Annotated in this window: 10 protein-coding genes; all 10 read left to right on the top strand. The window is 61.2% G+C overall.

Going from position 1 to position 13,052, the window contains the following annotated elements:
- Window positions 1–2 precede the first annotated feature (2 nt).
- The 10 genes from J3P93_RS24890 to J3P93_RS24845 all read left to right on the top strand — a co-directional run bounded on the left by J3P93_RS24890 (window position 3) and on the right by J3P93_RS24845 (window position 12,986).
- Window positions 3–1,382 carry an N-acetylmuramoyl-L-alanine amidase gene (locus J3P93_RS24890; RefSeq protein WP_394505899.1) on the top strand — a complete coding sequence of 460 codons (1,380 nt, stop codon included), beginning with the start codon at window positions 3–5 and terminating at the stop codon, window positions 1,380–1,382.
- Entirely contained in the window at window positions 1,379–3,286 is a 1,908-nt protein-coding gene (gene mutL / locus J3P93_RS24885; protein WP_252877330.1) for a DNA mismatch repair endonuclease MutL, read from the top strand. Before J3P93_RS24890 ends, mutL begins: the two co-directional genes overlap by 4 nt.
- Window positions 3,286–4,257: a tRNA (adenosine(37)-N6)-dimethylallyltransferase MiaA gene (gene miaA, locus J3P93_RS24880; protein ID WP_434592943.1), complete on the top strand. Its 972-nt coding sequence runs from the start codon at window positions 3,286–3,288 to the stop codon at window positions 4,255–4,257. Before mutL ends, miaA begins: the two co-directional genes overlap by 1 nt.
- 96 nt (window positions 4,258–4,353) lie before the next feature.
- Window positions 4,354–4,620, top strand: a complete 267-nt coding sequence (hfq, locus tag J3P93_RS24875; protein WP_095109354.1) for an RNA chaperone Hfq — start codon at window positions 4,354–4,356, stop codon at window positions 4,618–4,620.
- Window positions 4,621–4,632: 12 nt separating this feature from the next.
- Window positions 4,633–5,934, top strand: a complete 1,302-nt coding sequence (hflX, locus tag J3P93_RS24870) for a ribosome rescue GTPase HflX (protein ID WP_434592940.1) — start codon at window positions 4,633–4,635, stop codon at window positions 5,932–5,934.
- Between the two features lie 96 nt (window positions 5,935–6,030).
- Window positions 6,031–7,197, top strand: coding sequence for an FtsH protease activity modulator HflK (hflK, locus tag J3P93_RS24865; protein WP_039756854.1), 1,167 nt, complete (start codon window positions 6,031–6,033; stop codon window positions 7,195–7,197).
- Window positions 7,197–8,066 carry a protease modulator HflC gene (hflC, locus tag J3P93_RS24860; protein WP_039756857.1) on the top strand — a complete coding sequence of 290 codons (870 nt, stop codon included), beginning with the start codon at window positions 7,197–7,199 and terminating at the stop codon, window positions 8,064–8,066. The genes hflK and hflC overlap by 1 nt, the downstream gene beginning before the upstream one ends.
- A 313-nt stretch (window positions 8,067–8,379) precedes the next feature.
- Entirely contained in the window at window positions 8,380–9,567 is a 1,188-nt protein-coding gene (locus J3P93_RS24855; protein ID WP_090280774.1) for an ATP phosphoribosyltransferase regulatory subunit, read from the top strand.
- Window positions 9,568–9,621: 54 nt separating this feature from the next.
- Window positions 9,622–10,911 carry an adenylosuccinate synthase gene (locus J3P93_RS24850; RefSeq protein ID WP_434592936.1) on the top strand — a complete coding sequence of 430 codons (1,290 nt, stop codon included), beginning with the start codon at window positions 9,622–9,624 and terminating at the stop codon, window positions 10,909–10,911.
- Between the two features lie 140 nt (window positions 10,912–11,051).
- On the top strand, window positions 11,052–12,986 hold the full coding sequence (locus J3P93_RS24845) for a methyl-accepting chemotaxis protein (RefSeq protein ID WP_093105364.1): 1,935 nt from the start codon (window positions 11,052–11,054) through the stop codon (window positions 12,984–12,986).
- Window positions 12,987–13,052 lie beyond the last annotated feature (66 nt).

The raw sequence follows: 13,052 nt of genomic DNA, 5'->3' as shown, positions 1-13,052 counted from the left end.
TGATGTTGATGGCAGTAACCGTCAACGCTGTGGCCGATTCAAAGGTCAACAGCGTGCGCCTGTGGCGGGCGCCGGACAACACGCGACTGGTCTTCGACCTGAGCGGCCCGGTACAGCACAGCGTATTTACCCTGACCGCGCCGGACCGGCTGGTCATCGACATCAACGGTGCCACCCTCGGTGCGCCCTTGAATGTGCAGACCGCCAACACGCCGATCACCGCAATGCGCTCGGCCCAGCGCACGCCGACCGATCTGCGCGTGGTCATCGACCTGAAGAAAGCCGTCACCCCGAAAAGCTTCTCGCTGGCGCCCAATGCGCAGTACGGCAACCGACTGGTGGTCGATCTGTTCGACAACCCGGCCGATGCCGCGCCGCCACCTGCACCGACGCCATCGGTGGCGACCGTGCCGGCAGTGCCGGTGACCCCGACTGAACCGGCGATCAAACTGCCGCCAGCCCCGGCCGGCAAGCGCGACATTATTGTGGTGATCGACGCCGGCCACGGCGGTGAAGACCCCGGTGCCTCCGGCTCGCGCGGTCAGCGTGAGAAAGACGTGGTGCTGCAGATCGCCCGCGAATTGCAGCGTCAGGTCAACGGCATGAAAGGCTTCCGCGCCGAACTGACCCGTACTGGCGACTACTTCATTCCGTTGCGTGGGCGTACCGAAATCGCCCGCAAGAAGGGCGCTGACCTTTTCGTCTCGATCCACGCCGACGCCGCGCCATCTGCAGCAGCGTTTGGTGCATCGGTGTTCGCCCTGTCCGATCGCGGCGCCACGTCCGAGACTGCCCGTTGGCTGGCCGACAGCGAAAACCGTTCCGACCTGATCGGTGGTGCCGGCAACGTCAGCCTCGACGACAAGGACCGCATGCTCGCCGGCGTGCTGCTCGACCTGTCGATGACGGCATCGCTGACCTCCAGTCTCAACGTCGGCCAGAAGGTGCTGACCAACATTGGTCGCGTCACGCCGCTGCACAAACAGCGCGTGGAGCAGGCCGGGTTCATGGTGTTGAAATCGCCGGATATCCCGTCGATTCTGGTCGAAACCGGTTTTATCTCGAACGCCAACGAAGCGAACAAGCTTTCGGCATCGAGCCATCAGCAAGCGCTGGCCCGCTCGATCAGCAGCGGCGTGCGGCAGTTCTTCCAGCAGAACCCGCCGCCGGGCACTTACATCGCCTGGCTGCGTGATTCCGGCAAGATCGCCCAAGGCCCGCGCGACCACCGCGTCGGTCCGGGCGAAACGCTGGCAATGATTGGTGTGCGTTATCAAGTCTCGCCGGCCACGTTGCGCGCGGCGAACAACTTGAAAACCGATGAGCTGAAGGTCGGCCAGCACCTGACCATTCCCGGCACCGAACTGGCGTCGAAAGAATGAACCAGGTTCTGAACACTGCTCGCATCGAACTGCTCAGCCCACGACTGGCGAACCAGATTGCCGCCGGTGAGGTGGTCGAACGCCCGGCCTCGGTGATCAAGGAATTGCTGGAAAACAGCCTCGATTCCGGCGCCAAACGTATCGATGTCGACGTCGAGCAGGGTGGCGTCAAGCTGCTGCGGGTGCGTGACGACGGCAGCGGCATCTCCGCCGACGACCTGCCGCTGGCGCTGGCCCGTCACGCCACCAGCAAGATTCGCAACCTCGAAGACCTCGAACAGGTGATGAGCCTGGGTTTTCGCGGCGAAGCGCTGGCGTCGATCAGCTCCGTAGCGCGCCTGACACTGACCTCGCGGACCCGCGATGCCGATCAGGCCTGGCAGGTCGAAACCGAGGGTCGCGACATGGCGCCTCGCGTGCAACCGGCCGCGCACCCAGTCGGCACGTCGGTAGAAGTCCGTGACCTGTTTTTCAATACTCCGGCGCGACGCAAATTCCTCAAGACCGAAAAAACCGAATTCGATCACCTGCAAGAAGTGATCAAACGGTTGGCGCTGGCGCGTTTCGACGTGGCTTTCCATCTGCGTCATAACGGCAAAACCATCCTCAGCCTGCACGAGGCCCACGATGATGCGGCCCGCGCCCGGCGTGTGGCGGCAATCTGTGGCTCGGGTTTCCTTGAGCAGGCGCTGCCGATCGAGATCGAGCGCAATGGTCTGCACCTGTGGGGCTGGGTCGGTTTGCCGACGTTCAACCGCAGTCAGGCCGATTTGCAGTATTTCTTTGTGAATGGCCGCGCGGTGCGCGACAAACTGGTCGCCCACGCGGTGCGCCAGGCTTATCGCGACGTGCTGTTCAATGGTCGCCACCCGACGTTCGCGCTGTTTTTCGAGGTCGATCCGGCAGCGGTCGATGTCAACGTGCACCCGACCAAACACGAAGTGCGCTTCCGCGACGGGCGAATGGTCCATGACTTCCTCTATGGCACCTTGCACCGGGCGTTGGGCGATGTGCGTCCGGAAGACCAGTTGGCCGGCTCTGTGACCACGGCCATCGTGCGACCAAGCGGAATCGAGGCGGGCGAATTTGGCCCGCAAGGCGAGATGCGTCTCGCCGCGAATGCATTGCTTGAGCAACCGCAGGCGCAACCGGCGTTCAATACTTCGTCCGGTGCCAGTGCTGGCGGCGCTTATCAGTATCAGTACACGCCACGCCCGCAGTCGGCCGTGCCCGCTGCCGAAGCTCAAGCCGCTTACAAAGAGTTTTTCGCGCCGTTGCCCGAAGCCAACGCCAGCGCACTCCCGACCGGCCAGGAAGACATTCCGCCGCTCGGCTATGCGCTGGCGCAGCTCAAAGGCATCTACATTCTTTCCGAGAACGCCCACGGCCTGGTGCTGGTGGACATGCACGCTGCCCATGAGCGGATCATGTATGAACGCCTGAAAATCGCCATGGCCAGTGAAGGCCTGAGCGGGCAGCCGTTGCTGGTGCCGGAGTCGCTGGCCGTGAGTCAGCGTGAAGCCGATTGCGCCGAGGAGCACGCCGCGTGGTTCCAGCGGCTGGGCTTCGAATTGCAGCGGCTGGGCCCGGAAACCCTGGCGATCCGGCAGATTCCGGCGTTGCTCAAGCAGGCCGAGGCCAACCGTTTGGTCGGTGACGTGCTCTCGGACTTGATGGAATACGGCACCAGCGACCGCATTCAGGCGCACCTCAACGAATTGCTCGGCACCATGGCCTGTCACGGCGCGATTCGCGCCAACCGGCGTCTGGCCCTGCCGGAAATGAACGGCCTGCTGCGGGACATGGAAAACACCGAGCGCAGCGGTCAATGCAACCATGGCCGACCGACCTGGACCCAACTGGGCCTGGACGATCTGGACAAACTGTTCCTGCGCGGTCGTTGATGAGCCAGCTTCCTCCAGCGATTTTCCTGATGGGCCCGACCGCTGCGGGCAAGACCGACCTGGCCATCGAGCTGACCAAGGTGCTGCCGTGCGAGCTGATCAGTGTCGATTCGGCGCTGGTCTATCGCGGCATGGACATCGGCACCGCCAAGCCTTCAAAAGCACTGCTGGCCGAACATCCGCACCGCTTGATCGACATTCTTGATCCGGCCGAAGCTTATTCGGCTGCGGATTTTCGCCGCGATGCCCTGCAAGCCATGGCTGACATCACCGCACGCGGCAAAATTCCGCTGCTGGTGGGCGGCACGATGCTCTATTACAAGGCTTTGGTCGACGGTCTGGCGGACATGCCCGCCGCCGATCCCGAGGTCCGCGCGCAAATTGAAGAAGAGGCCGCGCGCCTTGGCTGGCAGGCCCTGCATGATCAATTGGCGATCATCGACCCGGTGTCGGCGGCGCGGATTCACCCCAATGATCCGCAACGCCTGAGTCGCGCCCTCGAAGTTTATCGCGTCAGCGGTCGCAGCATGACCGAGCTGCGTCAGCAACAATCTGCGCAAAGTACCGAAGCAGCCGCTTCGGGACTGCAACAATTGCCCTATACTGTCGCGAACCTGGCCATCGCCCCGGCGGATCGCCAGGTATTGCATGAACGCATCAAACAAAGATTCACAAATATGTTGGAACAGGGATTCATCGACGAGGTCGTAGCCCTGCGTAATAGAAGTGACCTGCATGCCGGGTTGCCGTCTATACGTGCGGTAGGCTATCGCCAAGTCTGGGACTACCTGGATGGCAAGCTGACGTTGGCCGAAATGCAGGAGCGCGGCATCATCGCCACGCGCCAGTTGGCCAAACGCCAGTTCACCTGGCTGCGCAGCTGGGAAGATTTACATTGGCTGGACAGTCTTGCTTGCGACAATCTGCCACGCGCCTTGAAATACCTTGGGACCATCTCCATATTGAGCTGAGTCCTTGCAATTGCCGTCTATCCTTGGGGGTGTGACGGCCAAAGCCATCTGAATTACTTATTTTTTTATTATTGAATCCTTAAAGGAGTGCGGCACATGTCAAAAGGGCATTCGCTACAAGACCCTTACCTGAATACTTTACGTAAAGAGAAAGTCGGGGTTTCCATCTACCTGGTCAACGGTATCAAACTGCAAGGCACGATCGAGTCGTTCGACCAGTTCGTGATCCTGCTGAAGAACACCGTAAGCCAGATGGTTTATAAACACGCTATCTCGACCGTAGTGCCGGTTCGTCCGATTCGTCTGCCTAGCGCAACCGAAAACGAACAGGGCGACGCAGATCCAGCTCCGGGTAACGCCTGATAGGAGTCTCCTTTGTTCTTTGAGCGCCACGGTGGTGGTGAACGAGTAATCCTCGTTCACTTGGATGGACAGGACCCTGAGGCGCGCGAAGATCCGCAGGAGTTTCAGGAGTTGGCTAATTCGGCCGGCGCCGAGACCGTTGCGTTTTTTAACGTGCCGCGTCATCGGCCAACCGCCAAATACCTGATCGGCAGCGGCAAGGTCGAAGAGCTACGCGACCTGGTCAAGGCTGAAGAAGCCGATCTGGTGATTTTCAATCACGTCCTCACGCCCAGCCAGGAACGCAACCTCGAACGTGTTTTCGAGTGTCGCGTGATCGACCGCACCGGTCTGATTCTCGATATTTTCGCCCAACGCGCCCGTACCCATGAAGGCAAGCTCCAGGTCGAACTGGCCCAGCTTGACCACATGAGCACCCGGCTGGTCCGCGGCTGGACTCACCTTGAGCGTCAGGGTGGCGGCATCGGCATGCGCGGTCCGGGTGAAACCCAGCTCGAAACCGACCGGCGTCTGTTGCGGGTGCGCCTGCGTCAGATCAAGGGACGGCTGGAGAAGGTACGCAGCCAGCGCGAGCAATCGCGTCGCGGCCGCTCGCGGGCGGAGATTCCGACCGTATCGCTGGTCGGCTATACCAACGCCGGCAAGTCCACGCTGTTCAACAACTTGACCAAATCCGAGGTCTACGCGGCTGACCAATTGTTCGCCACGCTCGACCCGACCCTGCGTCGTCTGGATCTGGATGACCTGGGGCCGATTGTCCTGGCCGACACGGTAGGTTTCATTCGGCACTTGCCGCACAAGCTGGTTGAAGCATTTCGGTCTACCCTCGAAGAGTCGAGCAACTCGGATCTGCTGTTGCACGTCATCGACGCAGCGGAGCCGGATCGCATGTTGCAGATCGAGCAGGTGATGGTGGTGCTGGGCGAGATTGGTGCCCAGGACTTGCCGATCCTCGAGGTCTATAACAAACTCGATTTGCTCGAAGGCGTCGAGCCGCAAATCCAGCGCGACGAAGACGGCAAGCCCCAGCGGGTGTGGTTGTCGGCGCGCGATGGCAGCGGTCTGGAATTGCTCGAACAGGCGATTACCGAATTGCTCGGCAGTGATCTGTTTGTCGGTACCTTGCGTTTGCCGCAACGATTCGCTCGACTGCGTGCGCAGTTTTTCGAACTCGGCGCGGTGCAGAAAGAAGAGCACGACGAAGAAGGCGTCAGTCTGCTGACCGTTCGTTTGCCCCGGATCGAGTTGAATCGACTGGTAAGCCGCGAAGGATTGCAGCCGATGGAATTCATCGAGCAACACACTTTGCAATAAAAGCCTGAAAAAGCGGTTGTGCCGCAACGGCAGGCATTCTGTAGCATTGGTCGGCGCGCCGTGGGTGCGTCTTTGCTTTATCAGATGGAGAGCGCTATGGCTTGGAATGAGCCGGGTGGCAACTCGAACAATCAGGATCCCTGGGGTGGCAAGCGCCGCAATAACGGCGACCGCAAGGGGCCACCGGATCTCGACGAGGCCTTCCGAAAGCTGCAGGAAAGCCTGAACGGGTTGTTCGGTGGCGGCAAGAAACGGGGTGATGACGGCGGTGGTTCGGGCAAGAGCAGCGGCGGCTTCGGCGGCCTGCTCGGCATCGGCCTGGTCGTGCTGGCGGCCGTCTGGCTGTACAGTGCCGTCTACGTGGTGGACGAGCAGGAGCAGGCCGTGGTGCTGCGCTTCGGCAAGTACTACGAGACTGTCGGCCCGGGCCTGAACATCTATTTCCCGCCGATCGACAAGAAGTACATGGAAAACGTGACGCGTGAGCGTGCGTACTCCAAGCAGGGCCAGATGCTCACTGAGGACGAAAACATCGTCGAAGTGCCGCTGACCGTGCAGTACAAGATCAGCAACCTGCAGGACTTCGTGCTGAACGTCGATCAGCCGGAAATCAGTCTGCAGCACGCAACGGAAAGTGCCCTGCGCCACGTGGTCGGTTCGACCGCCATGGACCAGGTGCTGACCGAAGGTCGTGAATTGATGGCCAGCGAGATCAAGGAGCGTCTGCAACGTTTCCTCGATACCTATCGCACCGGTATCACCGTTACCCAGGTCAACGTACAGAGCGCAGCGGCACCGCGCGAAGTGCAGGAAGCCTTCGACGACGTGATCCGCGCCCGTGAAGACGAGCAGCGTTCGCGCAACCAGGCCGAAACCTACGCCAACGGCGTGGTGCCGGAAGCCCGTGGTCAGGCCCAGCGCATCATCGAAGATGCCAACGGTTACCGCGACGAAACGATCTCGCGCGCCAAGGGTGAGGCCGATCGCTTTACCAAACTGGTCGCCGAATATCGCAAGGCACCTGAAGTCACCCGTGAGCGTCTGTACCTGGACACCATGCAGGAAGTCTTCAGCAACACCAGCAAGGTACTCGTGACCGGTAACAAGAACGGCCAGAGCAATCTGCTCTACCTGCCGTTGGACAAGATGATCCAGAACAGCTCGGGCAACGCACCGGTCACCGGTTCGGCCGCCAGCAACAACACGGACGTCACGCCGCATGTCACTGACGTGCCGCAGACGCGTACAAGGGAGACCCGCTGATGAGCAATAAATCGCTGATCGCCCTGATCGTTGGCGTCGTCGTGGTACTGGTGGGCTGGAATTGCTTCTACATCGTCGCTCAGACCGAGCGCGCGGTGCTGCTGCAATTCGGTCGCGTGGTTCAGGCGGATGTCCAGCCGGGTCTGCATGTGAAGGTGCCTTACGTTAACCAGGTGCGCAAATTCGACGCACGCCTGTTGACGCTGGACGCACCGACGCAGCGCTTCCTGACCCTGGAAAAGAAAGCCGTGATGGTTGATGCCTACGCCAAGTGGCGCGTCAAGGATGCCGAGCGCTTCTACACTGCGACTTCCGGTCTCAAGCAGATTGCCGACGAGCGTCTGTCGCGTCGTCTGGAATCGGGCCTGCGTGACCAGTTCGGCAAGCGCACCCTGCACGAAGTGGTGTCGGGTGAGCGTGATGCTCTGATGGCTGACATCACTGCATCGCTGAACAAGATGGCGGAAAAGGAGCTGGGTATCGAAGTCGTCGATGTCCGGGTCAAGGCCATCGATCTGCCGAAGGAAGTCAACCGCAGCGTGTTCGAACGTATGAGCACCGAGCGTGAGCGTGAAGCTCGCGAGCACCGCGCCAAGGGTAACGAGCTGGCTGAAGGCATCCGTGCCGACGCCGATCGTCAACGCCGCGTGCTGCTGGCTGAAGCCTATCGTGAATCCGAAGAGGTTCGCGGTGATGGTGACGCCCAGGCCGCTGCGATCTATTCCAAGGCCTACGGCCAGGATCAGGAGTTCTACGGTTTCTACCGCAGCCTGCGTGCCTACCGTGAAAGCTTCGCGAACAAATCCGACGTCATGGTCCTCGACCCAAGCAGCGACTTCTTCCGTTACCTGGAAAAAGCCAAGCCTTGATGCGACGTTGACCTGAATCGCTCCGCCCGGCGGCTAAATCCTCGGGCGGGGTGATCCTTTGGGAAAACGTGTGTATGATGCGGCAGCCGGGAAATTCCCGGCTTTTTTGCGTCTGCACGTTTGATTGCTGTTTTTTGTTGCAGGCATCGGGTTGAATGGCCCGAACGTTTTTCGAGGAAAGTGGTGGGCGAAGCCGGTAACAGGCCTTTTGCCGCGTCGTTCATGCGCGTGCGTTTTGAACGGATCGACCATTTTCTGCTTCACTCAAGGCTCGCCCGCAGGCTGGCCGCCCGGATCAAAGGGGAATGGCGTAATGGCAACGGTAGACCGCTGGCTGCTGCCAGATGGCATCGAAGAAGTACTGCCACCGGAAGCGGCGCGCATCGAAGTCGCGCGTCGTCAGGTGTTGGATCTGTTCCAGAGCTGGGGTTACGAGTTTGTCGTGACTCCCCATATCGAGTACCTGGAATCCCTGCTGACCGGTGCAGGCCAGGACCTGGATCTGCGCACCTTCAAGGTCATCGATCCGCAGTCGGGTCGGCAGATGGGATTTCGCGCCGACATCACGCCGCAGGTCGCGCGCATCGATGCACACACCCTGCGCCGCGAAGGCCCGAGCCGCCTGTGCTACGCCGGCAGCGTGCTGCACGCCCAGCCGCGGGCCTTGTCGTCCTCGCGCAGCCCGATCCAGTTGGGTGCCGAGTTGTACGGCGACGCCAGCCCGAGCAGCGACGTTGAAGTGATCAGCCTGATGCTGGCCATGCTGCAACTGGCCGACGTGCCGGATGTTCACATGGACCTTGGCCATGTTGGCATCTATCGGGGGCTGGCACGCGCCGCCGGTTTGTCGGGTGAAGTCGAACAGCAGTTGTTCGATGCGCTGCAACGCAAGGCCATCGACGAGGTCATTACCCTGACCGAAGGCTTGCCAGCGGATCTGTCCGACATGCTGCGCGCATTGGTTGACCTGTGTGGTGGCCGTGAAGTATTGAGCGCTGCGCGTGAGCGTCTGGCCAACGCGCCGGCGCCAGTGCTGGCGGCCCTGGAAGACTTGCTGGCGATTGCCGAGCGTCTTTCCGTGCGTTTCCCTGATCTGCCGTTGTACTTCGACCTGGGCGAACTGCGTGGCTACCACTACCACACCGGCGTGGTGTTCGCCGTGTTCGTGCCGGGCGTCGGTCAATCCATCGCTCAGGGCGGTCGCTACGATGACATCGGCGCCGATTTTGGTCGTGCCCGTCCTGCGACCGGTTTTTCCACCGATTTGAAAACCCTGGTGACCCTGGGGCGTGCTGAGATCGAGCTACCGTCTGGCGGTATCTGGATGCCTGACAGTACGGATGCGGCACTCTGGCAGCAGGTTTGCCAGTTGCGCAGTGAGGGTCAGCGTGTCGTTCAGGCCTTGCCTGGACAACCTTTGGCCGCCGCCCGTGATGCGGACTGCGACCGGCAATTGATTCAGCAGAACGGGCTTTGGCAAGTATCGCCACTGGCTTCTTGAGTTTTCCTGCCGGCCATCGCCGGCACCAAGTTTGCGCGAATGAGGACAAGTGTTATGGGTAAGAATGTCGTAGTCCTGGGCACCCAGTGGGGTGATGAGGGCAAAGGCAAGATCGTTGATCTGCTGACCGAACATGCTGCCGCCGTAGTGCGCTACCAGGGTGGCCACAACGCGGGCCACACGCTGGTGATCGACGGCGAGAAAACCGTCTTGCACCTGATTCCATCGGGCGTGCTGCGCGAAGGCGTGCAGTGCCTGATCGGCAATGGCGTGGTCGTCGCACCTGACGCCCTGCTGCGCGAGATCACCAAGCTGGAAGAGAAAGGCGTACCGGTGCGTGAGCGTCTGCGTATCAGCCCGTCCTGCCCGCTGATCCTGTCCTTCCACGTTGCGCTGGACCAGGCCCGTGAAAAGGCCCGTGGCGAGCTGAAGATCGGCACTACCGGTCGCGGCATCGGCCCGGCCTACGAAGACAAGGTTGCTCGTCGTGGCCTGCGTGTCGGCGACCTGCTGAACATGCCGCGCTTCGAAGACAAGCTGCGTGAACTGGTGGATTACCACAACTTCATGCTGGTCGGTTACTACAAAGAGCCGGCCATCGAGTTCGAAAAGACCCTGGCCGAGTGCAAGGAATACGCCGAACTGCTCAAGCCGCTGATGCTCGACGTCACCGCCGAGCTGCACGAGCTGCGCCGTGCCGGCAAAGACATCATGTTCGAAGGCGCCCAGGGTTCGTTGCTCGACATCGACCACGGTACCTATCCGTACGTGACCAGCTCTAACACCACCGCGGGTGGCGTGGCAACTGGCTCCGGTGTTGGCCCGATGTTCCTCGATTACATCCTCGGCATCACCAAGGCCTACACCACGCGCGTAGGTTCGGGTCCGTTCCCGACTGAGCTGTTCGATGACGTCGGTGCTCACCTGGCCAAGCAAGGCCACGAGTTCGGCGCCACTACCGGCCGTGCTCGTCGTTGCGGCTGGTTCGACGCCGTCATCCTGCGTCGTGCTATCGATGTGAACAGCATCTCGGGTATCTGCCTGACCAAGCTGGACGTACTCGACGGTCTGCAAACCATCAACATCTGCGTCGGCTACAAAGACGCGCAGGGCAACGCCGTTGCTCCGACCGACGCTGACAGCTACGTCGGCCTGCAGCCGGTCTACGAAGAAGTGCCGGGCTGGAGCGAATCGACCGTGGGTGCCAAGACCCTGGAAGAGCTGCCGGCCAATGCTCGCGCCTACATCAAACGGGTCGAAGAGTTGATCGGCGCACCGATCGACATTATTTCGACGGGCCCGGACCGCAACGAAACCATCGTTCTGCGTCATCCGTTTGCTTGATAAGTCGTTGATGTAAAAAACAAAGGCCCCTTAATCGGGGCCTTTGTCGTTTATGCCTGTTGGACGGCATGACCTTTGCTGTGAATCTATCTACAAGAGTGCCATCAAATTAATGGCGTCAGACGTAGAGGGATTTCAAAGTGTCGGCCGTTCTCTCACTGTTACAAAGCCGTTTGCTGCGGCCCGTGTTCGTTACCTTGGGTATCGCCCTTTTGGTGCAAGTCTTGGTGGCCGTTGCCCTGACGCGGAGCACCGTCACGGCGCTGGAAGCGGATCTGGCGACGCGCCTGGGGACCGACAGCCAAAAGCTGTCCGGCGAACTGGAGCAGGCCGGGCGGGAAGTCACTTCCAGCCTCGACGCTTTGTCTGCCAGTACCCGGCAGCGACTCACCGCGGGCCTGTCTTCTCGCCTGAAGGAAGAGCAGGCGCAACTGCGTGCCACGCTGGAAAAAGACCTCAAGGACTCCGCCAATGACATGGCGCAGTTGCTGGCTTCTGTCGCCCCTCGGGCGATGTGGGACAGCGACGTGCCGACCCTGTCGGAATTTGCCCGCCGCGCCCAGCGCAATCCCAACGTGTTGTTCGTGGTCTATGACGATGCCACCGGTCAGCACCTGACCCGCTACCTCAACCGGGAAAACCCGATCAACAAGGCCTTGCTGGAAAAAGGTCAGGGCGAGCGGGCGCTGGATAAAGTGCTGGACGCGGCGAAAAACGATCCATCGGTGTATTACCTCGAAGCGTCGATCAATCCCAATGGTGTGGAGATCGGCAAGGTGCTGATGGGCGTTTCCACAGCCTCGGTGGAAACCGACCTGGTCGAACTCGACAAACGTTTCTCGGCGCTGATCGCCAGCAGCGATCAACTGGTCGGGGACAGCCTCAAAGGCGCCGCGGCGGACAGCGCAAAAGCCATGCAGGCGCGCCTGCAGTCGGCGCAGTCCACGGCTGGCGAGATGAAAGCCAATACCGCGCAAACCGTTCAAGAGGCAGCGGCGACTTTGCGCTGGCGCATCGGCCTGGGCCTGGCGCTGGTCGGTTGCGCGGTTCTCCTGTTATTGGCAGTGGTGTTGGGCCATCGCGTGGTCAATCGCCTGAAAATGCTCAACGCCGCGATGGATGATCTGGCGGCGGGCGAGGGCGATCTGACCAAGCGTGTGCAGATCAACAGCAAGGACGAAATCGGCGACATGGCTTCGGCGGTCAACCGCTTTGTGGATAAATTGCAGCCGATCGTGCGCGAAGCAGGTGATGTGGCGCAGCGCACCGGCGTCGAGATTGGTGCGATGACCCTGCGCAACGCCGGCGCCGATGCGGCGGCAGGCATGCAGCGTGATGAAGTTGCCGAGAGCCTGCGTGCCTTGTCGCAAATGGCCGACGAGGCGCAATCGGAAAGCCATGCGATGCAGGCCGCACTCAAGCAAGTGGTGGAAATCCGTCAGGCGACCGATGAAAACACTCGCACCTCGGCCAAGGTTGGCGGCCTGATCGAGGCGCTGGCCGGGCAGGTCGACACCGGCGCGAAAGTCATCGAGCGGCTGGCGCAGCAGAGTGAACAGATTGAAGTGGTGCTGACGGTGATTCATGGCATCGCTGAGCAGACCAACCTGCTGGCCTTGAACGCGGCGATTGAAGCGGCGCGTGCGGGCGAGACCGGCCGCGGCTTCGCCGTGGTGGCGGACGAAGTGCGCGCATTGGCGAGCAAGACGCAAAGCTCCACCGGCGACATTCAGGCGCACATCGTCGCGTTGCAGCAGGGCGCGCGCGAAGCGGTCGAGGCGATCGGCCAGGCCGGGCGTCAGGCCAGTGAAGGCTTGCTGGTGTTGCGTGACAGCGCGCGACTGCAGCAATCGGTGCAGGCCTCGGTTGAACAGGTGCACGCAGCGATTGGCCTCGCAACACAAGCGGCAGCGCATCAGGCGCAGGGTGCGCAGGCGGTGCGCGGGCGGGTCGAAACCATTCATGCCCAGGCTGAAAAAGCCGCGCAGGCAGTGGTAGAAACCACGGCCAGTGGCAAGGTGCTGGATGGTCTGGCGGCGCAGTTGAAGGCGAGTCTGGGGCAGTTCAGGGCTTGATGGTGGCTGGGCTGGCCTCTTCGCGAGCAGGCTCGCTCCCACAGGGAAACTCAATCCATTGTGGGA

It is taken from the genome of Pseudomonas sp. R3-57, assembly GCF_051132065.1.
Classification (GTDB): domain Bacteria; phylum Pseudomonadota; class Gammaproteobacteria; order Pseudomonadales; family Pseudomonadaceae; genus Aquipseudomonas.
Note: the sequence above shows the minus strand (reverse complement) of the source record. Positions and strands in the feature narration are given on the sequence as shown.